The sequence below is a fragment of the Kitasatospora sp. NPDC114501 genome, from assembly GCF_055633695.1.
The window spans coordinates 37151-60313 of sequence record NZ_JBVKDS010000025.1 but is presented as its reverse complement, the minus strand read 5'-3'; the positions used below and the strand labels follow the sequence as shown (position 1 = coordinate 60313).

Genomic DNA, 23163 nt, shown 5'->3' with positions numbered 1-23163 from the left:
GAACCCGCCCGATCGGGCCCGGTACGGGTCTCCCCGCACCGGGCCCCACGACGGACGCCCGCTCCGCGCGCCCGTCAGGGTCAGCCGCGCTGGGCGGCCTTGCGCCTACGGACCACCAGCACCATCGCGGTGCCGAGGACGATCAGCGCCGCCGCGCTGGTCAGCGCGATCGGCATCCCCTCGCCCGCACCGGTGTTGGGCAGGTGCCCGGGTGCGGGCGGCTGCGGTGCGGGCGGCACCGGAGCCGCCGACGTCGGCGCCGGGGTCGGCGTCGCGGTCGGGGTCGGGGTGGGCGTCGGCGTCGGCGTCGGGGTGGGGATCAGCCTGTTGACGGCCGTCACCTCCACACCGGCGTCGAGGTTCGCCGAGGTCAGCTTCAGCGGGCCGAAGACGGTGACCTCCGGCGCCGCGTAGCCGTCCGGCGGGCTCAACTCCTGCCAGTAGTACGAGCCGGGTAGGCCCGTGCCCTGGCAGATGCCGTCGGCCCCGGTCGTGCAGGGGTCGCCGACCTTGGCGTCCGGCTTGGCGCCGGTCGACTGGAGCCCGTCGGTCCCGTTGGTCTCGTGCCACAACTGGAACTTGGCGCCGGCCAGCGGCTTGCCGTCCTGGTCGTGCTTGACCAGGCGCAGCGCGCCCTCCTGCTGGCGGAAGCCGAAGTCGTAGGTGTGGTCGTTCTCACCGGGGCCACCGGTGGTCAGCGCCCGCTCCGGGTACCTGCCGTCCTTCGGGACGACGCCCTTGGAGTCGATGAAGTGGTTGTCACCGACGTCGTGGGCGGTCGGCACCCACTGGAACAGGGGGCCGTCCTTGGCGTAGTCCGCCGGGTTGTCCAGCTTGATCGTGTACTTGGTCCGCGGCTTGAGGCCGCCCTCGACGTTGCTGTCGTCGAAGTAGTACTCGCCGCGCTTGGTCGTCCTGGTCGTCCCGACGAGCTTCCCCGCCGCGTCGTACAGGTGGACGGTGGCGCCCGGAACCGGGCGCTGGCCCGGCAGTTGGAGGCCGCTGCGCTCGGGGTCGTACCAGACCCGGTTGCCGATCTGGAGCGGCGCCTGGTCGCAGAGGACCTCCAGGTCGCCCATCGCGGCGCCCTTGCCGAACGGGGGGATCCCGCCGCCCGAGTTGAGCCGCACGCCGCCGTCCGCCTTGCCGTCGCGCTTCTGGAAGGCGCTGCCGTAGCCGTAGGCCCGGCTGTCGCTGTCATAGCCCGAGGCCACGATGGAGTCCTCGACCTTCGAGAACGCCATCCCGGCGTTGGCGGGGTTGTTGTGGCCGATCCGGGCGTTGTCGAAGAACCGCTGGCCCCGGGCCGTGGAACCGCAGCCCAGGTTGGTGTCCAGCACGTAGGTGCCGTTCGCCAGGCAGGCCTTGAGGAGGTCACCGCCAGGCAGGACCTTGGCCATCGCGTTGCCCGTCGGGCTGGCCGCCGACTGGTCTCCGAAGCGGTCCCGGAAGGCGAGCAGCATCGAGCCGTCCGTCTCGAACGCGATCTCGGCCACCGCCGGCTCGGGGTTGGCCAGGTAGTTGTCCCCGCAGGCCTGGCCGTTCTGGGTGGTCGGGAAGGTGTCCCGCCACGGGAACCAGCCGGTGCCCGGGCACGGCCCGCCCACCGTGGTGCCGCGCGGGTAGTCGAGCGGCTGGTTCAGCACCGCCGGCTTGAAGGCCCCGGTGGCCAGGTCGAACGGCAGCACCACGGCCCGCAGGTCCGCAGCCTTGCCGGTGGACTCGCCCGAGCAGACACCGCCGAGGAATCCGACGCCGTCCTGGATGCCGAGGCCGTACGGACGCCAGTCCCCCGCCGCCGGGCAGCCCGGGTCCGGGATGGCGTAGGCGGCCTTGGGTGCGGCCGCCGTCGCCGCGGTGGCGTCGTAGCGGTAGAGCTTGCGGTCGTGGAGGTTGACGACGAACAGGTCCTTGCCGTCGTCGGTGATCTTGATGCCGCCGAGGCTCTCCTTTCCGACCGCGGCCAGGAAGCCGTCGTCGTTGCCCGGCCCGTGCGGGGTGGTGCCCGCGTCCGGGACGGTGGCGAACAGCGTGGTCTTCTTCTTGTCCCAGTCGGTGACGTAGATCCCGCCGGGGCCGCCGGGGCCGTAGCTGGTGGTCCGCTTGGCCTGGGCCGAGGAGAACACCCTCCGATCGGCCTTGTTCCAGGCGATGCCGTAGAGGTTTCCGGTCTGCCCCGCCGTGGCCACGTCGGTCAGGGTGAAGCCCGCGCCGGCCGTTCCGCGGGAGTTGTACGGGAAGGACACCAGCGTGTGCTGGGCGTCCCCCTCGCCGGGCGGGTTCTGACAGGTCGTCACCAGCGGCGCGTTCTTCTGGCAGTAGTCGGCCGGGTTCCACAGCCCCGTGGTGAGTTCGACCTTCTTGCCGCCGGAGAGGTCGACGAACTCCTCGTTGGAGCTCAGCTGGTTGGGCGCGCCGTCCAGGCCCTGGCGCGAGGCGAAGGCCGGGTGGAGCACGTCCGGCTTCGGGTTCACCACCTGCACCCGGTACTTGCCGCCGGTCAGCTTGCTCGTGGCCGGCGACAGCGTCAGTGTGCCGTCGGCCGCCGTGGTGCCCTCGACGGCCACCCCGGCGTCGTCGGTGAGCGTCACCCGCACGCCCGCCATGGTCGGTTCCAGCCCGGGCGACCACACCCCGTCGGTGTCCACGGCCCGGATCACCCGGACCGTCACCGTCCCGTCGCCGGCCGCCGGGAAGGCCGCGGGGGCGGCCGCCAACGCGCCGGCGCCGATCGCCACGGCCAGGGCCGCCGCACCGGCCACGGTGCGGCCGATCCCGCCGTGTCGCCGACGGTCCGGGCCGCGCGCGCCACCGGCCGTTCGTTCAGTTGTCGTCGTCATCCCTGCTCTCATCGTTCAGTTGGGCCTTCCGCCCGACCTCGTGAGGGAGTTCGTGAGCGGCGAAAAACCGCCATTGTTAACGGGAGCTTAAAGGGCCTTCACACAAGTTCGCCGGGAAACAAGGAACTTTGACAGCGCATCAGGCGTTTCGAGGCCGTCACGGCTCCACTTTCCCTTCCCGTCGCCGGGCGGTCGACCAGCGACGATCGGGTCCACCGCGCTCCACCAGGGCCGACGCCCGCCGTTCGATGCCGTTGACCGTCGAACACAGTTCCCGCCGGAACCGTACACACCACCCGCCGACTCACGCACCCCACTCACAACTCGGGCACCAGGCGGACGCCGGTTGGCGCCGGTACCGGGCGGGCTGGCACGATGTTCCGATGCGCATTCTGGTCATGGGCGGCACCCGCTTCATCGGTCTCCACTTCGCCGGGGCGGCACTGGCGGCCGGGCACGAGGTCACGGTGCTGCACCGGGGCCGGTCCGGCGCCGGACTGCTCCCGGACGCCACCCACCTGATCGCCGACCGCGACGCCGACCTGTCCGTGCTGCGCGGCCGCAGCTGGGACGCCACCGTCGACCTCTGCGCCTACTTCCCGCGCCAGGTCCGCGGGTTGGCGGCCGCCCTGGACCCCGGCAGCGCCGGGCGCTACCTGCTGGTCTCGTCGCTCGCGGTGTACGACGTCCCGGCCGCCCCGGGCTACGCCGAGGACTCCCCGCTGCTGCCCGCCGACGGACCGGAGGCCGAGGAGATCACCGCCGAGAGCTACGGCGTCCTCAAGGTCCAGTGCGAGCGCGCCGCCCGGGAGGCCTTCGGCCCGGGGGCGCTGCTGATCCGCCCGACGTACGTGATCGGCCCCCACGACTACACCCACCGCTTCGACTACTGGGTGGAACGCCTCGCCCGGGGCGGCGAGGTGCTCGCCCCCGGCCGGCCGGACGCGCCGGTGCAGGTGGTCGACGCCCGCGACCTCGCCGCCTGGATGCTCGCCCTGCTGGAGCGGGGCGCCTCCGGCGCGTACCACGCCGCCACTCCCCCGCCGTTCGGCCTGGGCGACCTGCTCGACGCCGTCGCCTCGGCGGTCGCCCCGCCCGGCACCACGCTCACCTGGGTGGACGAGGAGTTCCTCCGCGCGGCCGGGGTCACCGAACGCGCGCTCCCGCTCTGGCCGGCCGACCCGGAGACCCGCGCCACCAGCACCGCCGATCCGGCCGCCGCCCTCGCCACCGGCCTGGCCCTGCGCCCGGTGGCCGACACCGCCCGGGACATCCAGCCGTTCACGCCCGTGCCGGGCACCCTCGACCCCGCCCGGGAGGCCACCCTCCTCGCCGCCTGGCACCGACGCTAGGGCCTGCGTCACCCTCGCTCCTGCGGGGCCGTCAGCCTTACGGCACCTCCCCGCCCCGGCGACACGCGCCATCCGATCCCACCGCGCGTGGCCGCGAGCGCTGCGAGGTGACGGCGCGTAGCTCTCCCGACCGGGCCTCAGCCCGCCAGCGGCGGGTTGAGCCGGGCGAAGGCTTCCTGCCGGCGGTACGGGAAGTACGGGTACGGCGCGGTCCGGGCGCTGGCCGCGTCCAGCCGGGCCACCTGGTCCTCTGTCAGGGACCAGCCGACGGCGCCGAGGTTCTGGCGCAGCTGCTCCTCGTTGCGGGCGCCGATGATGACCGAGGAGACGGTCGGGCGGCGCAGCAGCCAGTTGATCGCCACCTGAGGGACGGTGCGGCCGGTCTCGGCGGCGATCCCGTCCAGCGCGTCGACCACCCGGTACAGCAGCTCGTCCTCCACCGGCGGGCCGTAGTCCGCGGTGTCGTGCAGCCGGCTGCCGGCCGGGAGCGGCTGACCGCGGCGGATCCTCCCGGTGAGCCGGCCCCAGCCGAGCGGGCTCCAGACCAGGGCGCCGACGCCCTCCTCCCGGGCGAGCGGCATCAGCTCCCACTCGTAGTCGCGGCCGACGAGCGAGTAGTAGACCTGGTGCGCGGCGTACCGGGGGCGGCCGTGCCGGTCGGCGAGGGCGAGGGACTTCATCAGCTGCCAGCCGGAGAAGTTGGAGACGCCGGTGTAGCGGATCTTGCCGGCCCGGACCAGGTCCTCCAGGGTGGCGAGCACCTCCTCGATCGGGGTGCCGGCGTCGTAGGCGTGCAGCTGGAAGAGGTCCAGGTAGTCGGTGCCGAGGCGGCGCAGCGCGTCGTCCACGCTCCGGACGAGCCGGGCGCGGGAGGTGCCGGCGTCCTGCGGGCCGTCGCCGGTGGGCAGTCCGGCCTTGGTGGAGATCAGCACCTGGTCGCGGCGGCCGCGGACGGCCTGGCCGAGCACCTCCTCGGAGGCGCCGTCGGAGTAGACGTCGGCGGTGTCGAAGAGGGTGACCCCGGCGTCGATGGCGATGTCGAGGAGCCGGCGGGCCTCCTGGACGTCGGTGGTGCCCCAGGCGCCGAACAGCGGGCCGCGGCCGCCGAAGGTGCCGGTGCCGAGGCTGAGTGCGGGCACCTTGAGGCCGGACGCGCCGAGGCGGCGGTACTCCATGTCGGTGCTGCCGGTGGTGCCGGTGGTGTCGGTCATGGCGGTTCTCCCCTCGAAGCCCCTAATGGGACTCCCGTTCCGTTAGGATGCGTCGAACGTAGCAGACTCCCACCACCTAATGGAACAGGAATCCCGTTAATGGCCGATCCCTCCCCGTCCGAGCCGTCGACGCCCGGAACGGTCCGCCCCGGCGGCCGGACCGCCCGGGTCCGCGCCGCCGTCCTGCGCGCCGCCGAGGACGCCCTGGTCGAGCACGGCTTCAGCGGTCTCGACCTCGGCGACATCGCCCAGCGGGCCGAGGTCGGCCGGACCACCGTCTACCGGCGCTGGGGCAGCACCACCGCGCTGGTCGCGGACCTGCTCGCGGACATGGCCGAACAGTCGCTGCCGCGCACCGACAGCGGCTCCCTCACCGGGGACCTGCGGGCCAACGCCCGGCTCGTCCAGCACACCCTGGCCGACCCCCGGCAGGGCGCGCTGTTCCGCGCCGTCATCGTGGCGGCGACCTGCGACCCGGACGCCGCCGAGGCGCTGCGGCACTTCTACCGGCGCCGGGTCGAGGAGTGGGCGCCGTGCGTCACCGCGGCCGTCGAACGCGGCGAACTCCCACCGGACACGGACGGGTTCGAGGTCGTCCGGGCGGTCTCGGCGCCGCTCTACTACCGGATGCTCACCACCGGGGAGCCGCTGGACGAGGCGGCCGCCGACCGCGCGGCGGAGGCCGCCGCGGCGGCGGCCCGGGCCGGGGCGTACCGGCACCGGGGAGCCTGACCGCACGGCCGGCGGAAACGCGAACGGCCGCACAGCGCAACAGCGTTGTGCGGCCGCCCGGGAGGGGACGGTCAGTCCTCGTCCAGCTCCTCGTACTCCTCGCGCAGGTCCTCCAGCAGCCTCACCCAGAGGTCCGAGTCGTCCGGCCCCTGCCCCAACTCGGCCACCAGCGCGGCGAACCCGTCCAGCGCGGCCTTGGCGTCCCCCTCGCAGATCCGCTCCTCCAGCCGGGCCAGCACCGCCAGCGCGCCGACCAGCGCGGGCAGCGAGTCGGCCGCCCGACCGCCGTAGCCGCGCCCGTGGTCCCAGCCGTCCGGGCTGTAGATCCGTACGGCGCCGGTGTCGCCGGACACCATCAGGTGCCACTCGTCGAAGGTGCCGACGCAGTACCCCCGGTTGCTCGGCGGGGTGTCGTCGTCCGGCGTGCGCTCACCGAACAGATCGCCCAGGTCCGCCTCCCACATCCCGCGCTCGGGCAGGTCGGTGGCGTCGAAGCCGAGGAAGTCGAGCTCGACGGCCGGCACGCCGACCTCGGTCAGGAACGCCCGGGCGCCCGGCGACGTCAGCCGCTCGGGCAGCGCCCCGGGCTCGGGCCGCCACAGCGTGCCCGGCCCGAAGCAGGACTCCAGCCAGGCCGCGGTGGGGTTCGCGGCGGCGGCCGCCAGCTCGGCGTCGGACCTGGTCATCGGTACGTCTCCCCCGGTCGGAACGGTGCTCCGAGGCATTCAAGCGCACCGCACCGACGGTTCGGGCCGCCGGGGGCACCCCCGACGGCCCTTCCGGGGTCGTAGCCGGACGGCCTAGAAGAAGCCGTCGTCCTCGTAGTAGTTGTTGACGACCACCTGCGGGTCGTCGTCGAAGGCCTCGTTCAGCAGCGCACCGCCGACCAGGCCGGCCGCGCCGGCTCCGATCAGCGCGCCGGTGCCGAAGCGCCGCCCGCCCTGGGCCTGCTGGCCGGGTGCCTGCGGCTGGCCCTGCTGGACCGGCTGCGGGTAGCCGGCCTGCACCGGGGTGTAGAACGGCGGGACGGTGGTCTGCACCCGCTGGGCGCAGGCCGCGCAGGCCTCGATCTGGCGCGGCGCGCCCCACTGCGGGGACCAGAGCACCGCCGTGGTGCCGGCGCCGTGCGAGGGGTCGAAGAAACACGTCACGGGGGAACTCCCTGATCCGGGCCAGGCCGTCGGAACGGCGGGTGTAGCGGCGGGCGGTACGGCGGGCACCGGCGGCGCGACCGGAGGCTTCGCCGGTGCGAGCGGGGCGGGCGGAGCGGGCGGGGCGGCGGCGGGCGCCGGTTGCAGGACGTCCACCCCGAAGTCGGCGGCGATGCCCGCGAGCCCCGCGGCGTACCCCTGCCCGACCGCCCGGAACTTCCAGTCCGCGCCGTGCCGGTACAGCTCGCCGAACACCATCGCCGTCTCGCTGCCGGCCTCCGGCGCCACGTCGTACCGGGCCACCTCGGCGCCGCCGTCCGGGTCGACGACCCGGATGTGGGCACCTCGGACCTGTCCGAAGGACTGCCGCCGCCGCGCCGCGTCGTAGATCGCCACCGCGAACACGATCCGCTCCACCCCGGCGGGGACCTCCGCGAGCCGGACCTCGATCTGCTCGCGGTCGGCGCCGCCGGCCGCGCCCTGGTGGCGGACCGAGCCGTCCGGGCTCCTCAGGTTGTTGAAGAAGACGAAGTGCTGGTCCGAGGCGACCTTCCCGTCCGCCCCGCAGAGCAGCGCGCTGGCGTCCAGGTCGTACCCGGCCCCGGCCGTCCAGCCGAGGCCCACCCGGACCACCTGTAGCCCGGGGGCCTGCCTGCCCAGGGAGACGTTGCCGCCCTTCGTCAGGGCCACGCTCATGGAACTTCCTCCACCACCGTACGAGTACCGCTGTTTCAACCTCGACAACGCTGTAGAACTCGCATCGGTTCCCGGGCGAACCGCCGGATTTCCGTCATCGCGGAACACCGTCCCACCAGCGGCGCAACCCCGCCCGACCGGCACCGGAAGACCCCGAGGGGCGCCCCGGTCCGACGACCCGGGCACCCCTCGGCGACCCTCTCGGCACCGGTCTCAGTACCGGACGGGCAGCTCCAGCAGCCCCCGGGCGCGCAGCGTGGGCCGGTGGCGCAGCCGCTCGACCGGCACGTCCAGGGCGAGGCCGGGGAAGCGGCGCAGCAGCGCGGTGAGCGCGAGGGCGGTCTCCATCCGGGCGAGCGGCGCGCCCAGGCAGTAGTGGATGCCGTGCCCGAGGGCGAGGTGGCCGGTCTCCCGGCGGTGCAGGTCGAGCCGGTCGGGGTCGGTGAACTGCTCGGGGTCGCGGTTGGCGGAGCCGAGCGCGAGCAGCACGGTCTCCCCCGCCGGGACGGTGACGCCGCCGATGGCGAGGTCCTCGCGCGGGAAGCGCCGGATGGCCAGCGGGGCGGGGCCGTCGAAGCGGGCGAACTCCTCGACCGCTCCGCCGATCAGCTCCGGTTCGGCGCGCAGGGCGGCCAGCTGCCCGGGGTGGGTGAGCAGGGCCAGGACGGCGTTGGCGATCAGGTGGACGGTGTTCTCGTAGCCGGCGAAGAGGATCAGGAAGGCGAGGGAGGTCAGCTCGTCCTCGCTGAGGCGTCCGCCGCCCTCCTGGTCGTCCCGGGCGGCGATCAGGTCGGAGAGCAGGTCGTCGCCGGGTTCGGTGCGCTTGCGCTCGATCAGGCCGGTGAAGAAGCCGAGCATCGCCTTGACGGCGGCCCCGGCCGCCTCGGGGCGGTCGGGGTCGGGGGTGATCAGGGAGTCGGTCCAGGCGCGGAAGTCGTGCCGGTCGTCCTCGGGGACGCCGAGCAGGTCGCAGATGACGGTGATCGGCAGCGGCGCGGCGTAGGTCGCGAGCAGGTCGGCGCGGCCGAGCGGCTCGATGGCGTCGAGCAGTTGCTCGGCGACCTTCTCGATCGGCCCGCGCAGTGCGGCGACCCGGCGCGGAGTGAAGGCCTGGGAGACCAGCCGGCGGATCCGGGTGTGGTCCGGCGGGTCCATGTTGAGCAGGTTGGCGTCCAGCGCGGGCGGCAGCGCGAAGCCCCGGTAGTTGCCGGGCGCGGCGTGCGCCTTGTCGAGGGCGAGCCGGGGGTCGGCGAGCGCCTGGCGGACGTCGGCGTAGCGGGTCACCAGCCAGAACGGCAGGCCGTCCGGGCCGACGACCCGGTGGACCGGGGCGTCGGCGCGCAGCCGGGTGTAGCCGCCGTACGGGTCGGCGATCAGGGATTTCAGGGAGAGGTCGGGCGAGGTCACCGGCCCAGCCTACGGGCACCGCGCGGGCACCCTGGCGTGCCGTCAGGTCCGGACCTATTGTCAGCGGACATGACATGTCTACGCCGCGCCGCCGGTCTGGCCGCCGCCCTCACCGGAACGCTCGCCGCCCTGCTGGCCCCGGCCGCCGCCCAGGCCGCCCCGGCCGCCCCGGCCGGCTGCCGCACCTCCGCCACCGTCCCGCTGGACGCCGAGCAGGCCCGCCTCCGGGACACCCGTACGGCCGGCTTCACCGAGCGCGCCGGCCTGGGCGAGCTGCCCGGGGCCTTCCCCGCCGCCCTGTGCGCCGCCCGCAACGCCCGGCAGGCCGAGCGGGCGGTGGCCGCCTGGGGCCGGACGCTCTGGCAGGCCGGCCTGGACCGCGCCCAGGGCCGGCGGCCGAGCGGCGACCTGCCCGCCCGGGACGACCGCCCGCTGTACTGGACCAGGCTCGCCATGACCGTTCAACTGGCGCGCTGGCAGCCCCGGTTCGATGTCGACCACGCCGCGCTGCGGGCCCGCTTCGAGGACGCCTCGCGCGGTCTGGACGACGGTTTCAGCGCCGCCCCCGGCGTCCGGCGGATCTTCGTCAGCGGTTTCGACCCGTTCGGCCTGGACGCCGAGCCGCGCCGCGCCAACCCGTCCGGCTCGGCCGTCCTGCAGCTGCACGGGCAGCGGATCACGCTCGCCGACGGCAGAACCGCCGAGGTCCGGGCGGTCGTGCTGCCGGTGCGCTACCGGGACTTCGACGACGGCATCGTGGAGCGCGCCTTCACCCCGCACCTGCGGCCGGGCCGGCAGTCCGCCGACCTGATCACCAGCATCAGCCAGGGCTACCCGGGCAAGTTCACCCTGGAGCAGTGGGCCGGGCGCGCCCGCTCCGCCGACCCGGCCACCGACAACGCGGCCGCGCTCTCCGGCGGCACCTCCCTGCACCCGGTGGACGCCCCCGGGCTGGGCCCCGGCCCGCAGTTCATCCGCACCACACTGCCGACCGACGCCATGACGGCCGTCCAGCAGCCCTTCCCGGTGCTGGTCAACGCCTTCGTCACCGAGATCCCGGCGGGCGCCACCGCCCCGGTCTTCCGGCCGGACGGCCCCACCCCCGGCTCCCGCGCGGTCGCCGGTGGCGGCGGCGGGTACCTCTCCAACGAGGTCGCCTACCGCTCCAACCGGCTGCGCGCGTTCCTCGCCCCGGACCTGCCCGGCGGCCATCTGCACACCCCGGTGCTGACCGGCCTGCCGTCCGACCCGAACCTGCTCACCGCCCCGGAGTTCGAGCGGAACGAGGCCGCGATCGGCGACGAGGTGCGGGCGATCCTGATCACCGCCCGGCTCTGACGGCCCGGCCGGCTACGGCGGGCCGAGCAGCAACGACGGCCCGGCCGGGACCTCGGCGCCCGCTACGCCGGGTCGGCGTAGCGGGTGCCCGCCGCGCGGGCGCGCGACTCGGCGATCTCGGCGTAGGCGGCGTCGCGGCCCGCCCAGTGCGAGCCCTCGACGGACTTGCCGCGCTCCAGGTCCTTGTACACCTGGAAGAAGTGGGTGATCTCCAGCAGGTCGAACTCGCGCAGGTCGCCGATGTCCCGCAGGTCCGCGTAGCGCGGGTCGCGGGCCGGGACGCAGAGCACCTTCTGGTCCGGGCCGCGCTCGTCGCGCATCACCCACAGGCCGACCGCCCGGCAGGTCAGCACGCAGCCGGGGACGACCGGCTCGCCGCCGAGCACCAGGGCGTCCAGCGGCTCGCCGTCGCCGCCGAGGGTGCCCTCGACGTAGCCGTAGTCGGTGGGGTAGGCGGTGGCCGTGAAGAGGGTGCGGTCCAGCCGGATCCGGCCCGCGACGAAGTCCATCACGTACTTGTTCCGCGACCCCTGCGGGGTCTCGATCATGACCTCGAACTCCACCTCGAACTCCACCGCGGCCTCCTCCTCGGCTCCTCCTCGGCTTCTGCGGGGATTGTCCGCCGTCCGGGCGGTCACCGAAAGCACCCCCGCCGTTCAGCCGGCTCCACTAGCATCCCGCCCATGGGGAGCTGGCGGGTCACTGTCCTGGACCAACGTCGCCGCGGGGGCGGTCGGCCGCAGGGGCTCCCGGAGGGGCCGCTGGCCCGCCGGGACGGGGTGGAACTGCACGTCCGGGACGGCGGACTCGTCCGCGTCGACGCCACCGGCGGCGTCCGCTGGCGGCGGTCCTGCCCGGGCCGTCCGAACGCGGCGCACCTGTCCTCCGGACGGGCGCTGGTCACCACCGACTCCTTCGAGTACACCGCCTGGGGCCACCTCGGCCCGGCCATGCTGCTGGACCTCGCCGACGGCCGCACCGTCGCCGAGCTGCGCGGCGAGCGCGGCGCGGCGCTCGGCGGCGGCCGCTTCGTGCTCGGCCTGGAGGGCTACGACACCTTCGACACCTGGGCGTACGACCGGGACGGCGCCCTGGTCGACTCCTGGCGAAGCTACGGCCACTACGTGGTCGGCAGCGGCCTGCGGGTGGTCGAGACGGACCGCCGCCACCCCACCGGGAGCCGGGTGGTCCGCCTGCTGCCCGGCGGCCGGATCGAGCCCGGCCCGCGGCTCACCGACCCGCAGACCCCGGCGCCACTGGTGCTGCCGGACGGCACCCTGCTGGTGCTGGACGCGGGCGTGCTGCGCGCGGTCGACCGGGACCTGGACGACGCCGTGCTGGCCGAACTGCTCCCGCTGGCCCCGGAGGACCGGCCGCGCTTCAGCGGCTCGCTGCACCGCACCGCCGACCGCCTCACCGTCAACCTGGTGGAACGCCACCCGACCCGGATGGGTGCCTACACCACCCACGCCTGGACCCTGGACCTGCGGGCGCCGTAGCGGCCGCGCATCGTCCCAGGTCTCGATTGTGCGGCGAACTGACGGCCCGACAGTTCTTCGTCCACGATTCCCCTACGGTGACGCCTGCAACAACCGTCACCACGCAAGAGGGGGCACGCCCATGTCCCGGAGCCGGAAGCTCCACCGCCTCAGCAACCCCGACACCGACGAACGCCGCGCCCAGCGCGCGCTGTTCCGGCACCTGCGCGACGACACCAACGCCAACCGCGGCCGGATGGCCAGGCGCGTCCGCGAACTCCAGCTGCTGCTGGCGATGGACCCGGTCGAGTTCGAGGGTCTGATCGCCCGGCTGATGGAGGCGATGGGCATGAAGGTCGAGCTGACCGCCCGGTCGCGGGACGGCGGGGTGGACGTCCGCGGCATCGACCCGGACCCGTTCCGCGGCGGGAACGTCATCGTGCAGGTGAAGCGGTACCGGGACACGGTGGCGCCCTCCGCGGTGCGGGACCTGTACGGGACGCTGCGGCACGACCAGGCCGCGACCAAGGCCGTCCTGGTCACCACCAGCAGGTTCGGCCCCAGTTCGCACCAGTTCGTCGCGGGCAAGCCGATCACCCTGCTCAACGGCGCCGAGCTGGTCGGGCTGCTCAAGCACCACGGCTTCCACGAGGTCTTCGCGGACGCGGACGCCGAGGACGGGGCCCCCGGGGCCGCCGGCCTGGACGGGCTGCCCGCGATCGAGGTGGCCGCCGAGCCGTCCCGGCTGCTGCTGCACTGGACCGGGGAGGAGGAGTACGACATCGCCGCCCTGGTCTGCACGGGGAACGTGGCGCTCTCCGACGACCACCTGGTGTTCTACAACAACGGTTCGACGCCCGACGGTTCGGTGCGGCTGGTGACCGGCTACGGCGACGCGAACGCCTGTCTGATGGTCGACTTCGACGCGCTGCCCGCCGAGGTCGACCGGCTGGTCGTCATCGCCGCCGCCGACACCGAGAACCACCCGGAGGCCACCATGGGCGGGTTCGCCGGGCCCGCGCTGATCCTGGAAGCCGGCTCCGGGCAGGACGCGGCCGTGGTGCACCTGGCGGACGGCGCGGAGACCAACACCGCGATGCGGCTCGGCCGGTTCGACCGCGAGCCGTCCGGGGACTGGGAGTTCACCCCGGCGCTCGCCGGGTACCCGGGCGGGCTGCGCCAGGCCGTAATCGCGTACGGGCTGGAGGTCGTGGACGCCTGACGGGGGCGGGGCGCCCGGGCCGGGCGCCCCGTACGACGGACCTGGTGTGCTACGACGACGGGCCGTCCGCCGGAGTGCGCTACCCGGAGACGGCCTCGATCCGGTCCTGGCCGTCCCCGGACTCCTGGCCCGTCGCGCCGGCCCCGCCAGGCCCGGCCGTCGCGCCCGTCCCGCCACCGAAGTCGCGCACCGCCTCGGTGACGATCGCCTCCAGCCGGGCGTGGTGGGCACCGCGCCAGTAGGCCTGGCCGCAGTCGGTGCACCGGGCGAAGGCGTCGTAGGAGCGCTCGGTGCCGTCCCGCAGCTGCTCGCGCACCGAGGTCTTGGTGGCCGGGAGCAGGATGCCGTTGCAGGTGGTGCAGCGGCTCCAGGGGGCGAGCGGCGGCGCGAAACGGGAGAGCACGTCGCGCAGTTGCTCGGCGGGGCGGTGGCTGTAGACGTAGGCGCCGGCCCACAGTTCGCGGCGGCGCAGCAGGCCGCGGTCGCGGGAGAGCATGATCCGCTGTTCGGCGGCCGAGCGGGCGGCCAGGGCGGCGTCGCCGATGTCGGGGTTCTCGTACGCGGCGTCCACGCCGAGCAGGCGCAGCCGGCGGGCGAGGGTGCCGAGGTGGACGTCCAGCAGGAACCGCGCCGGGACGGGCGAGGGCTGCGGCCTGGCCACGGCCCGGACGGCGATCTCCTCGCCGTCGGCCGGGACGTGGGTGTCGGGCACGGCCCGGCCGTCCACCAGCAGCGCGCCGACCTCGGTGAGCGGGACGCCCAGGGACTCGACGACGTGGCCGAGGGTGGAGGTGCCGTCGGTGCGCAGCGCGGTGCGGCCGGCCCGCCGGGGCGCGGAGACGAAGAGGTGCAGCTCGGGGGCGAAGTCGAGCGAGATCTGGGGTCGGTCCACGCGGCCAGCATGCCAGCGGGCGGCGGGCCGGGGCCACCCGGTTTCCGGCCCGCCACCGCCGTGCCCGCCACCCGATGCCCGCCACCGCCGTGCCCGCCACCGCGACGACCCGGCCGCCACGCCGGCTTCCGCCGTCGCACCGTCGCGAGGCCCGCGGTCAGGCGCCCGCGGCCACTCGCGCCGACGGTGACACGGCGTGACCGCGGTCCCGCGCCGCCCAGCGGGCGACCGGCCCCATCGCGTACCCCGCCACGAGGAACACCCCGCCCAGGACCAGCCAGCCGGCCAGGCCCCCTTCCAGCAGCAGCGCGGTGAGCAGCAGCGGCCCGAGGGTGCGGGCGACGGCGACACCGGTGCCGAAGAAGCCCTGGTACTGGCCGATCCGCCCGGGCGGGGCAAGGTCGAAGGCGATCTGCCAGCTGCCGGCGGACTGCCGCATCTCCCCGGCCACCTGCAGGACGGAGGCGGCGACCAGCAGCGCGCCGACCGCCCACACCGGCACGTCCAGTGCGGACAGTCCGAAGACGGCGCAGGAGCCGAGCAGCAGCAGCCCGGCGGAGCGCACCGCCCGGGCGGCCGGGTCCAGGCCGGTGATGCCGCGCGCCGCCCGGACCTGGAAGGCCAGCACCGCGAGGGTGTTGAGCACGAACAGCGCCGAGCCGAGCCAGCCGATCCCGGGGGCGCGGGCGGCGATCCAGAGCGGGATGATCAGGCTGAGCAGCGGCATCCGCAGCAGCAGGACGGCGTTGACGGCGGTGACGGCGGCGTACCGGCGGTCGCGCAGCACGGCGAGGCGCGGCCCGGCGTCCGACGGCCCTGCCGCGGGCGGGGCTTCGGGCAGCCGCCGCAGGACCAGCGCGCCGATCAGGAAGCCGAGCGCGGTGACGGCGAAGGCGGCCAGGTAGGCGGTACGGGTGCCGACGCTGAGCGCGATGCCGCCGATCGCCGCGCCGACGGCCAGTCCGCCGTTGAGGGTCGACTGGATGTGGGCGAGCAGCGCGGTCCGCTGCGCGGGCGGCACCAGGGCGGCGACCAGCGCCTGCCGGGCTGCGGTGAGGCCGGACTGCGCGGTGGCGTAGAGGCAGACCGCGAGCAGGAACAGCGGGTAGGAGCGGATCACCAGGAAGGCGGCGACCACGGCCGCCGTGCCGAGCGCGAGCGCCACCGAGGTGCGGCGCGGGCCGCGCCGGTCGGCGAGCGAGCCGAGCGGGACGCCGGCGAGGGAGCCGAGCGCCCAGGCGAGGGTGAGGCCGAGCCCGAGGGCGGTCGGCGACATCCCGACCACCCGGGTGAAGTAGAGCGCGGAGCAGGTGTAGTAGGCGCCGTCGCCGACGGCGGCGGCCAACTGGGCGGCCGCGAGGGTTCGCTGGGGCCCGGCGGGCGGCAGGGCGCCCCAACGGGCGGCTCGGTCGGTCGGCACTGATTCTCCTTCACTCGTTCGCGGGGAATCACCCGCCGGACCCGGACGGACGGTCACCCGCGCGGGCCCACGGCCGTGAACGTTCTCACGGTCCGTCACCCGCGCGGGCCCACGGCCGTGAACGTCCTCACGGTCCGTCACCCGCACGCGTCCACCGCCGTAAACGTCCTCACGGACCGTCACCCTTGTTCGCTGCGCCCGGACGGGCGGCGCGCGGAGTCGGTCTCCGCGACGGCCGGTTCCGGTGCGCCCCTCACCCTACGGGTGGACCGGCCCAGTGGACCGGTCCAGTGATCAAGGAATTCCCTGGGCCAATCCACGGCGCCGCCGTACCGCCGACCGACCGCTGAACCCGCGTGCGAGGAGCGTCAGTTGGCGCCTCCGAGCCCTTCGGGGCGGTCCCGCACCGGCCTCGCCCGCGCCTGCGAAGCACCGTCCGTACCCGCTCCGAATCGGCCTCCGCCGGCCCGCGCGAAACCGTGATCGGGCAGCCCCGGGGCCCGCTTTGACCGTGTTGACCCGTCTGTAGCGCGCTCCTATGCTCAACGGCGTTCGCGACCCGGCACCGGGCCGGGGCCGCCCCGGCCGCCCCGGCCGCCCGTTCCGTCGCCGTCTCCGGCTCGAAGGGTGTCCTCCCATCAGCACCTCCATCGCCCCCTCGGACTCCACCGGCCAGCCGGGCGACCCCGGACACCCGCGCACCCACGCCCTCCCGGACGGCGGCCCCCGCCGCCGGCGCTTCCTCACCTACCTGCTGGCCGCGCCCACCCTCACCGTCGCCGCCGGCCTCGGCGTCGACACCGCCGCGCCCGCCGCCGCACAGGCCGCCGTCCCCGCTCCCCCCACTCCCCCCGCGGGCGCCGGGCCGGTCCACGAGACCGCCCTCCCCCAGCAGTTGGTCGGCCTGCCCGGCATCCCGGACATCGTCGACCTCGGCGACGCGATGATCATCGCCGGGCTGCCGACCGCGCACCTGCTGGTCCTCGAAGTCACCCCCGCCGGCCGCACCGTCCTCCACCTGCCCCGGCTGGAGGTCGGCCAGGGCCTCACCACCGCGATCGCCGTGATCGTCGCCGAGGAGCTCGACGCCCGGCTCTCCGACGTCGACGTCCCGCTCTCCGACGCCCGCCCCGAACTGCTCTTCAACCAGCTGACCGGCGGCTCCAACTCGATCCGCTCGCTGTACGACCCGGTGCGCGCCGCGGCCGCCGCCGCCCGGGCCCGGCTGGTGACCGCCGCCGCCGAGCGCTGGAACGTTCCCGCGACCACCCTGCGCACCGCCGACTCCGCCGTCCTCGCCCCCGACGGCCGCCGCCTCGGCTACGGCGACCTCGCCGCCGAGGCGGCCGGCGTCACCGCCCCCGCCGTCCCGGCCATCCCCAAGAACCCCGACCGGATGCGCCTGGTGGGCCGGCCGACCGGCCGGATCGACGCCCGCGACATCGTCACCGGCCGCGCCCAGTACGCCGGGGACCTGAGGATCCCGGGCGCCGTGCCCACCGTGGTCGCCCGCCCGACCACCGTCAACGGCACGCTCAGGTCCCTGGACGCCTCCGCCGCCCGCGCGATGCCCGGAGTCCTCGGCGTGGTGCGGATCCCGAGCGGCGTCGCCGTCCTGGCCGAGACCTTCGACCAGGCGCTCAAGGCCCGCGACGCGCTGCGCACCACCTGGAACCCGGGCCCGGTCGCTCACCTGTCCGACGCCGACGTACGGTCCCTCCTGCGCGCCGCCCAGCGGCCGTCGCTCCCGCCGCCGCTGCTCGCCCACCGGGTGGAGGGGGAGTTCGACTTCGCCTTCGTCAACCACGCCCCGATGGAGGTGCTCACCGCCGTCGCCGACGTCCGGCCGAACCGGGCCGAGGTGTGGTTCGCCGCGCAGAGCCCGATCCTCGCCCAGGGCGCCATCGCCGCCGAACTCGGCCTGCCGGAGAACGCCGTCACCGTCCACGTGGTGCGCGGCGGCGGCTCGTTCGGCCGTCGGCTGTTCTTCGACGCCGCCCTGGAGGCCGCCCAGGTCTCCAAGGCCGCCGGCCGCCCGGTCAAGCTGATGTGGACCCGCGGCGACGACATGCGCCACGGCCGGGTCCGCCCGGCCAGCCACCACCTCGTCCGGGCCACCTACGGCCTCGGCCGGGTGTTCAGCTGGGAGCACCACGTGGCCGGCGTCCGGACCGACCTCGGCCACGGCCTCGGCGACATGCTCACCGCCGCCGGCTACAACCTCCCACTGGCCGGGCTCACCGCCTCCGAACTGTTCTTCCTGCTCACCGAGAAGATCCCGTACGACGTCGGGGTGCCCACCCAGCTGCTCGCCGAACTGCCGCTGGAGCTGAACACCGGCAGCTGGCGCTCGGTCTACTCGGGCACCGTCCGGGTCTCCGACGAGATCATGATGGACGAACTCGCCCGCCGGATGGGCGAGGACGAGCTGGCCTTCCGCCGCGCCCGGATGCGCGGCGCCGCCGGCCGGGCGGTGCTGGACGAGCTCGCCCGGCGGGGCGGCTGGGGCCGCCCGATGCCCCGTGGCCAGGCCCAGGGCATCGGCTACCACGACGAGCACAGCACCTGCGTCGGCTACCTGGTCGAGCTGGACGCCACCGACCGGGCCGACCCCCGGGTGACCAAGGCCGTCATCGTCGCCGACGTCGGCCGGGTGATCAACCCCAGGGGCCTGGAGGCCCAGCTGACCGGCGCGCTGGTCGACGGCATCTCGGTGATCCTCCAGGCCGGCAACCACCTCGACAACGGCGCCTTCCGGGAGGGCAGCTACGGCGACTTCCACTACGCCCGGCAGCGGCACACCCCGCCGGTGGTCGAGATCCACCTGATGCCGCCGAGCGGACCGCCCGGCGGCGCGGGCGAGGTGGGCGTCCCGGCCGCCTCCGCCGCCGTCGCCAACGCCTACGCCCGGGCGACCGGCACCAGCCCGCGCTCCTTCCCGATCGACTTCTGAGGAACCCCGACCCCCATGCCCACCCACACCTTCGTCCTCAACGGGCGGCCCGTCACCGTCGAGGCCCCGGACGACATGCCGCTGCTCTGGGTCCTGCGCGACAAGCTCGGCGTCACCGGCCCCAAGTACGGCTGCGGGGTGGGCGTCTGCCGCGCCTGCACCAGCCACCTGGACGGCCGGGAGTTCCAGCCCTGCACCCGGTCCGTCAAGGACTGCGCGGGCCACACCGTCACCACCATCGAGGGCCTGGCCGACGGCGAGGACCTGCACCCGGTCCAGGAGGCCTGGATCGCCTGCGACGTCGCCCAGTGCGGCTTCTGCCAGCCGGGCCAGATCATGACCGCCGTCGCCCTGCTGCGCCGCACCCCGGACCCGACGGACGCGGACATCGACCAGATCCAGAACATCTGCCGCTGCGGCACCTACCCGCGCATCCGCGAGGCGATCAAGCAGGCCGCCACCCGGCAGGCCACCAAGCACTGACCCTCGCGCGGCAACGCCGGCCGGCCTCGCCGTCCGGTCCGCCCGCTGATCCGAGAACGGGACCTACGGCGCGTCCCGGGGGTCGCGGCCGAAGAACGCGGCGAGCCGGTCGTACGCCGGGGCGTCCTCGGGCACGGCGACGGCGGGGCCGAAGGCGTGCCGGTCCTCCTCGGCGCCGCGGTACTCGGGCTTGAGCGCACCCTCGGCCCAGGCCAGCGCGGCGAGTGCGACCTCGTGGTCCAGGCCCTCGGTGGACTGGCCGGTGGCGCGGGCCAGGTCCCAGCCGTGGACCGCGAATTCGGCGGTCTGCTGGTCCACCGGGAAGCGGGCCGGCAGGGTGCCGAGGCCGGGCACCTCCAGGGTGCCGCCGAGGTCACCGGCCGCCCGCCAGGCGTCGACCAGTTCCTCGGCCCCGGCCTCGAAGGCGTGCAGCCAGTCCTCCTCCACCCGGTCGAAGGGCTGCGACCAGTCCGGCTGCCCGCCCTTCGCCCGTACGGTGAACTGCCGCAGGTCGTACAGGAGGTGGCTGACCAGGTCACCGACGTCCCAGGAGCGGCAGGGCGTCGGGTGGCCGGCCAGCTCGACGCCGGTTCCGTCGATCAGCCCGGCGGTCTGCGCCAGGGCCCGGGCGAGCAGCCCGATCGGGTCTTCCGCTGCGGTCATGGCACACCTCTCGGTACGGGGTCCCGGTGCGGGAGCGCGGTGTCGTGCCGGGTGATCGTAAGCGCGGGCGCCGACCACCGCCCGGCACGACACCGTGCGGACCCCCGGGCGTCAGGCGGCGAAGCCGCCGTCCACCGCCAGCTCGGCGCCGCTGACGTACCGGCCGTCCCCGCCCACCAGGTAGGCGACGGCGGCGGCGACCTCCGCGCCGGTGCCGTAGCGGCCGAGCGCGGTGAGCCCGCTCTGGAACTCCGCCGAGGGGCCGTCGGCCGGGTTCATGTCGGTGTCGATCGGCCCGGGGTGGACCAGGTTGGCGGTGATCCCGCGCGGCCCGAGCTCCCGGGCCAGCGCCTTGGTCAGGCCGATCAGCGCGGCCTTGCTGGTCGCGTACAGCGTGGCGCCGGGGAAGGCGACGCGCTGGGCGATGCAGCTGCCGACGGTGACGATCCGGCCGCCGTCGGCCAGGTGGGCGGAGGCCGCCCGGGCGTACAGGAAGGGCGCCCGGACGTTGACCTCCAGCGTCCGGTCGACGTCCTCCAGCGTGAGGTCGCCGATCGGGCCGAGGACGCCGACGCCCGCGTTGTTCACCAGGACGTCCAGCCTTCCGAACCGTTCGACGACGGCCTCGACGACGCCCTGCACCGCCTGCGGGTCGGCGCTGTCCGCCCGTACGGCCCAGCCGGTCCGCCCCATCGCGGTGATCTTCGCGGCGACCTCCTCGGCCCGCTCCGCACCGCCCTGGTAGGTCAGCACCACGTCGGCGCCGTCCTCCGCCAGCCGCAGGGCGACCGCCGCCCCGATCCCCCGGCTGCCGCCGGTCACCAGGGCCACCTTGCCGTCGAGGCCGTTGCCACCGTCGCGCACTGCCGCACCGTTCATGGTCATCTCTCCAGAACTCCTCGTTCCGATCTCGGACATGACTCGATCCTGGTGCGAGGCGCTTCAAACCTCCGGCGGTATTCGGACGTTGCGTTCAATGTTCAACAAAACCTCGACGCACCCCGCGCCCCGGCGTGCACACCGGCCACCGGTCGTACGACCCGACCGCCGGCCGCCGGGTCGGCTCCGGCGCGACCGGAGGGCGGCGCGACCTTCCGTCCGCCGTCCCGCACGAGAGCCGCCGATTCCTGGCGACTCCCGCCGGCGGGAGCCGGCACGGCGAACAGGCGCCCCCGCGCGGGGAGCCACAGCGGAACAGCCCTGGAACGGCCCAACGACGGCCCGTGAACGGCCCGCTGACGCGACGGAGCCGGCCGAGCGGCCACCCCCGTCCAGGGTGGCCGCTCGGCCGGCTCGAAGGCTCCGTCAGGCGTCAGCCGTCAGACGGCCAGCGTCTGGCCCGGGAAGATCAGGTCCGGGTCGCCGCCGATGGTGCGCACGTTGTTCCGGTAGAGGCTGTCCGTGTCGGTGCCGAACTTGGCCGCGATGCCGCTCAGGGTGTCACCGCTCCTGACGGTGTAGCCACCCGCCGCGGTGTTCTTCGGCGCGACCGGCGCGGACTGCGCAGGCTTGGCCGAGGGCTGCCCCTTGGGCGCCTGCGGCTTGGCCGCCGGCTTGGCGGCGGGCGCGGCAGCGGGCTTGGCCGCGGGCTTCGCCGCCTTCGTGCTCGGCTTGGCCGGCTTGGCCGGCGCATCGTCCGAGGTGTCGACGGCGGCCGGGGCGCCGCCCCTGCCCAGGCCCGCCTTCTGCGAGCAGACGGGCCAGGCGCCCGGGCCCTGCGAGGCGAGGACCTTCTCCGCGACGGCGATCTGCTGCGCCCTGGTCGCCTTGCTGGCCTGGGCTGCGTAGGCGGTCCCGCCGTACGCGGCCCAGGTGGACGGGGTGAACTGCAGTCCGCCGTGGAAGCCGTTGCCGGTGCTGATGCTCCAGTTCCCGCCGCTCTCGCACTGGGCGACGGCGTCCCAGGTCGAGGCGGTAGCGGCGGAGGCCGAGGTGGCCGTGACGAGGCCGGCCACCGGCAGGGCCGCGACGGCGGCGCCCGCGACGACCGCCATCCGAACGCGGCGGCGCTTGGCGGTGGCGGTGGTGTCGGTGGCAGCGGCGGTCTCGTGACGGGAATTCATACAGGTCCTCTCGACAAGTCCCGGGTGGGCATGCGGAACCAGGCCCGGGACATGGGCCGGCAGTTTTTCGCTCACCTCACTCGACGGGCGGCCGGACACGTGTCGGACGTGCCGTGCCGCCCCGGTCACCTCCGCACGCCGACGGCCTGTTCGAGCCGGCCTGGTCGGCGGGCACCGCCCTCGCGCCGCTGGTCAGGCGGCGGGCAGTGCGTCGGGGTGAACCCGGGTGGCGCTCGTTGCGCCGCCAACGAAGCTAGGGGGCATCACCCGGACGCAGCAAGCAATTCTTGGACGCCGCAGGTCAGTTGACTGTTACCGGCGGTAAAGATCAAGAAAAGGTGCCCGATTTGACCACTTCTGACCGAATTTACAAGATCAAATGGTCGAATTCCGTGCCCTCGCTCACATCTATCCCTCCGAGAAAGCCCACACGCCACCCACACTGAGGAATCGTCCGCTGACGGACCGTCACCACCGCACCCGGAGTTCCCGGTTCCGCACCGCCCCCGAGTGGGATCCGTCACGACCACTACGCACCGATACCGCGAAGTGACTATCCGTGGCGCCCGTCGAGCTCCGCGTCCCGCGCCAGCAGCGCCGCCTGGACCCGGTTCTCGCAGCCCAGCTTGGCCAGGATCCGGCTGACGTAGGTCTTCACCGTCGCCTCGCTCATGTGGATCCGCGCCCCCGCGTCGGCGTTCGACAGACCCTCCCCGAGCAGCGCCAACACCTCCAGCTCGCGCGGGGTGAGCACCTCCAGCCGACGCCGCGCCGCCACCGCGCGGGCCGCCAGCGAGGCGCTGCGCCCGGAGGCCAGCGAGTCGACGATGTGCCGGGTGGCGGCCGGGGAGAGGAAGGCGTTGCCGCCCGCGGCCGCCCGGACGGCCTGGATCAGCTCGTTCGGCGCGGTGTCCTTGAGCAGGAAGCCGGCCCCGCCCTCGGTCACGGCGCGCAGGACGTTCTCGCGCTCCCCGAAGGTGGTGAGGATCAACGCCCGCGCGCCGGGGGCGACCTTCGCCAGCTCCGCGAGCGCCGTCAGCCCGTCCATCACCGGCATCTGAATGTCCAGCAGCACCACGTCCACCCGGTGCGCCCGCGCGAGCTCCAGCGCCTCCCGCCCGTCGGCGGCCTCGGCGACCACCTCGATGTCGTCGGCGGAGCCGAGGATCATCCTGATCCCGGCCCGGATCAGCGGCTCGTCGTCGGCGACGAGGACTCGGATCACGCTGGTCATTCCCCCTCGAACGGTGCTTCGGCTGCGG

19 protein-coding genes are annotated in these 23163 nt (G+C 74.7%); 7 read left to right on the top strand and 12 right to left on the bottom strand.

Going from position 1 to position 23163, the window contains the following annotated elements; all coding sequences use genetic code 11:
* Positions 1 to 80: 80 nt before the first annotated feature.
* Positions 81 to 2840 (bottom strand): SdrD B-like domain-containing protein, encoded by a 2760-nt coding sequence (locus ACZ7RU_RS34780; RefSeq protein WP_470344988.1) that lies wholly within the window; start codon positions 2838 to 2840, stop codon positions 81 to 83.
* 383 nt (positions 2841 to 3223) lie between these two features.
* Here ACZ7RU_RS34780 and ACZ7RU_RS34775 point away from each other — a divergent pair, with 383 nt between their 5' ends.
* Positions 3224 to 4192: an NAD-dependent epimerase/dehydratase family protein gene (locus ACZ7RU_RS34775; RefSeq protein WP_470344987.1), complete on the top strand. Its 969-nt coding sequence runs from the start codon at positions 3224 to 3226 to the stop codon at positions 4190 to 4192.
* A 137-nt stretch (positions 4193 to 4329) separates the two neighbouring features.
* Here ACZ7RU_RS34775 and ACZ7RU_RS34770 read toward each other — a convergent pair whose 3' ends face one another.
* On the bottom strand, positions 4330 to 5367 hold the full coding sequence (locus ACZ7RU_RS34770) for an aldo/keto reductase (RefSeq protein WP_470345014.1): 1038 nt from the start codon (positions 5365 to 5367) through the stop codon (positions 4330 to 4332).
* 135 nt (positions 5368 to 5502) lie between these two features.
* Here ACZ7RU_RS34770 and ACZ7RU_RS34765 point away from each other — a divergent pair, with 135 nt between their 5' ends.
* The gene (locus tag ACZ7RU_RS34765; RefSeq protein WP_470344986.1) at positions 5503 to 6135 is read left to right on the top strand and encodes a TetR/AcrR family transcriptional regulator; all 633 of its coding nucleotides are present in this window, start codon (positions 5503 to 5505) and stop codon (positions 6133 to 6135) included.
* Positions 6136 to 6206: 71 nt separating this feature from the next.
* Here the strand turns inward: ACZ7RU_RS34765 and ACZ7RU_RS34760 are convergent, their stop codons facing one another.
* The 3 genes from ACZ7RU_RS34760 to ACZ7RU_RS34750 all read right to left on the bottom strand — a co-directional run bounded on the left by ACZ7RU_RS34760 (position 6207) and on the right by ACZ7RU_RS34750 (position 9389).
* The gene (locus tag ACZ7RU_RS34760) at positions 6207 to 6821 is read right to left on the bottom strand and encodes an SUKH-4 family immunity protein (protein ID WP_470344985.1); all 615 of its coding nucleotides are present in this window, start codon (positions 6819 to 6821) and stop codon (positions 6207 to 6209) included.
* A gap of 114 nt (positions 6822 to 6935) precedes the next feature.
* On the bottom strand, positions 6936 to 7982 hold the full coding sequence (locus tag ACZ7RU_RS34755) for a TerD family protein (protein WP_470344984.1): 1047 nt from the start codon (positions 7980 to 7982) through the stop codon (positions 6936 to 6938).
* Between the two features lie 213 nt (positions 7983 to 8195).
* The gene (locus ACZ7RU_RS34750; RefSeq protein ID WP_470344983.1) at positions 8196 to 9389 is read right to left on the bottom strand and encodes a cytochrome P450 family protein; all 1194 of its coding nucleotides are present in this window, start codon (positions 9387 to 9389) and stop codon (positions 8196 to 8198) included.
* A 69-nt stretch (positions 9390 to 9458) separates the two neighbouring features.
* Between ACZ7RU_RS34750 and ACZ7RU_RS34745 the strand changes: the two genes are divergently transcribed.
* On the top strand, positions 9459 to 10727 hold the full coding sequence (locus tag ACZ7RU_RS34745) for a pyroglutamyl peptidase (RefSeq protein ID WP_470344982.1): 1269 nt from the start codon (positions 9459 to 9461) through the stop codon (positions 10725 to 10727).
* Positions 10728 to 10789: 62 nt separating this feature from the next.
* Here ACZ7RU_RS34745 and ACZ7RU_RS34740 read toward each other — a convergent pair whose 3' ends face one another.
* Entirely contained in the window at positions 10790 to 11290 is a 501-nt protein-coding gene (locus ACZ7RU_RS34740) for an inorganic diphosphatase (protein WP_470345013.1), read from the bottom strand.
* A gap of 120 nt (positions 11291 to 11410) precedes the next feature.
* Here ACZ7RU_RS34740 and ACZ7RU_RS34735 point away from each other — a divergent pair, with 120 nt between their 5' ends.
* Entirely contained in the window at positions 11411 to 12226 is an 816-nt protein-coding gene (locus ACZ7RU_RS34735) for a hypothetical protein (protein ID WP_470344981.1), read from the top strand.
* Between the two features lie 121 nt (positions 12227 to 12347).
* Entirely contained in the window at positions 12348 to 13427 is a 1080-nt protein-coding gene (locus ACZ7RU_RS34730) for a restriction endonuclease (protein WP_470344980.1), read from the top strand.
* Between the two features lie 79 nt (positions 13428 to 13506).
* Here ACZ7RU_RS34730 and ACZ7RU_RS34725 read toward each other — a convergent pair whose 3' ends face one another.
* Together ACZ7RU_RS34725 and ACZ7RU_RS34720 are read right to left on the bottom strand one after the other, a co-directional pair.
* A complete protein-coding gene (locus tag ACZ7RU_RS34725) occupies positions 13507 to 14319 on the bottom strand; it encodes a Mut7-C RNAse domain-containing protein (protein ID WP_470344979.1) in 813 nt (270 codons plus the stop codon).
* Positions 14320 to 14476: 157 nt separating this feature from the next.
* Positions 14477 to 15739 carry an MFS transporter gene (locus ACZ7RU_RS34720; RefSeq protein ID WP_470344978.1) on the bottom strand — a complete coding sequence of 421 codons (1263 nt, stop codon included), beginning with the start codon at positions 15737 to 15739 and terminating at the stop codon, positions 14477 to 14479.
* Positions 15740 to 16277: 538 nt separating this feature from the next.
* Between ACZ7RU_RS34720 and ACZ7RU_RS34715 the strand changes: the two genes are divergently transcribed.
* On the top strand, positions 16278 to 18692 hold the full coding sequence (locus tag ACZ7RU_RS34715; RefSeq protein WP_470344977.1) for a xanthine dehydrogenase family protein molybdopterin-binding subunit: 2415 nt from the start codon (positions 16278 to 16280) through the stop codon (positions 18690 to 18692).
* A gap of 15 nt (positions 18693 to 18707) precedes the next feature.
* Complete coding sequence (locus tag ACZ7RU_RS34710) at positions 18708 to 19175, top strand: (2Fe-2S)-binding protein (protein ID WP_470344976.1); 468 nt, start codon at positions 18708 to 18710, stop codon at positions 19173 to 19175.
* A gap of 63 nt (positions 19176 to 19238) precedes the next feature.
* Here the strand turns inward: ACZ7RU_RS34710 and ACZ7RU_RS34705 are convergent, their stop codons facing one another.
* From ACZ7RU_RS34705 to ACZ7RU_RS34690, 4 genes are all read right to left on the bottom strand, one after another.
* The gene (locus ACZ7RU_RS34705; RefSeq protein ID WP_470344975.1) at positions 19239 to 19838 is read right to left on the bottom strand and encodes a TIGR03086 family metal-binding protein; all 600 of its coding nucleotides are present in this window, start codon (positions 19836 to 19838) and stop codon (positions 19239 to 19241) included.
* A gap of 111 nt (positions 19839 to 19949) precedes the next feature.
* The gene (locus tag ACZ7RU_RS34700; protein WP_470344974.1) at positions 19950 to 20723 is read right to left on the bottom strand and encodes an SDR family NAD(P)-dependent oxidoreductase; all 774 of its coding nucleotides are present in this window, start codon (positions 20721 to 20723) and stop codon (positions 19950 to 19952) included.
* A gap of 434 nt (positions 20724 to 21157) precedes the next feature.
* Positions 21158 to 21901: a transglycosylase family protein gene (locus tag ACZ7RU_RS34695; RefSeq protein WP_470344973.1), complete on the bottom strand. Its 744-nt coding sequence runs from the start codon at positions 21899 to 21901 to the stop codon at positions 21158 to 21160.
* A gap of 553 nt (positions 21902 to 22454) precedes the next feature.
* Entirely contained in the window at positions 22455 to 23126 is a 672-nt protein-coding gene (locus tag ACZ7RU_RS34690) for a response regulator transcription factor (RefSeq protein WP_470345012.1), read from the bottom strand.
* Between the last annotated feature and the right edge of the window lie 37 nt (positions 23127 to 23163).

Coding starts and splice junctions, on each gene's coding strand:
- ACZ7RU_RS34780 (WP_470344988.1), bottom strand. CDS start 2,840: ATGACGACGACAACTGAACGAACGGCCGGTGGCGCGCGCGGCCCGGAC.
- ACZ7RU_RS34775 (WP_470344987.1), top strand. CDS start 3,224: ATGCGCATTCTGGTCATGGGCGGCACCCGCTTCATCGGTCTCCACTTC.
- ACZ7RU_RS34770 (WP_470345014.1), bottom strand. CDS start 5,367: ATGGAGTACCGCCGCCTCGGCGCGTCCGGCCTCAAGGTGCCCGCACTC.
- ACZ7RU_RS34765 (WP_470344986.1), top strand. CDS start 5,503: ATGGCCGATCCCTCCCCGTCCGAGCCGTCGACGCCCGGAACGGTCCGC.
- ACZ7RU_RS34760 (WP_470344985.1), bottom strand. CDS start 6,821: ATGACCAGGTCCGACGCCGAGCTGGCGGCCGCCGCCGCGAACCCCACC.
- ACZ7RU_RS34755 (WP_470344984.1), bottom strand. CDS start 7,982: ATGAGCGTGGCCCTGACGAAGGGCGGCAACGTCTCCCTGGGCAGGCAG.
- ACZ7RU_RS34745 (WP_470344982.1), top strand. CDS start 9,459: ATGACATGTCTACGCCGCGCCGCCGGTCTGGCCGCCGCCCTCACCGGA.
- ACZ7RU_RS34735 (WP_470344981.1), top strand. CDS start 11,411: ATGGGGAGCTGGCGGGTCACTGTCCTGGACCAACGTCGCCGCGGGGGC.
- ACZ7RU_RS34730 (WP_470344980.1), top strand. CDS start 12,348: ATGTCCCGGAGCCGGAAGCTCCACCGCCTCAGCAACCCCGACACCGAC.
- ACZ7RU_RS34715 (WP_470344977.1), top strand. CDS start 16,278: ATGCTCAACGGCGTTCGCGACCCGGCACCGGGCCGGGGCCGCCCCGGC.
- ACZ7RU_RS34710 (WP_470344976.1), top strand. CDS start 18,708: ATGCCCACCCACACCTTCGTCCTCAACGGGCGGCCCGTCACCGTCGAG.
- ACZ7RU_RS34705 (WP_470344975.1), bottom strand. CDS start 19,838: ATGACCGCAGCGGAAGACCCGATCGGGCTGCTCGCCCGGGCCCTGGCG.
- ACZ7RU_RS34700 (WP_470344974.1), bottom strand. CDS start 20,723: ATGACCATGAACGGTGCGGCAGTGCGCGACGGTGGCAACGGCCTCGAC.
- ACZ7RU_RS34695 (WP_470344973.1), bottom strand. CDS start 21,901: ATGAATTCCCGTCACGAGACCGCCGCTGCCACCGACACCACCGCCACC.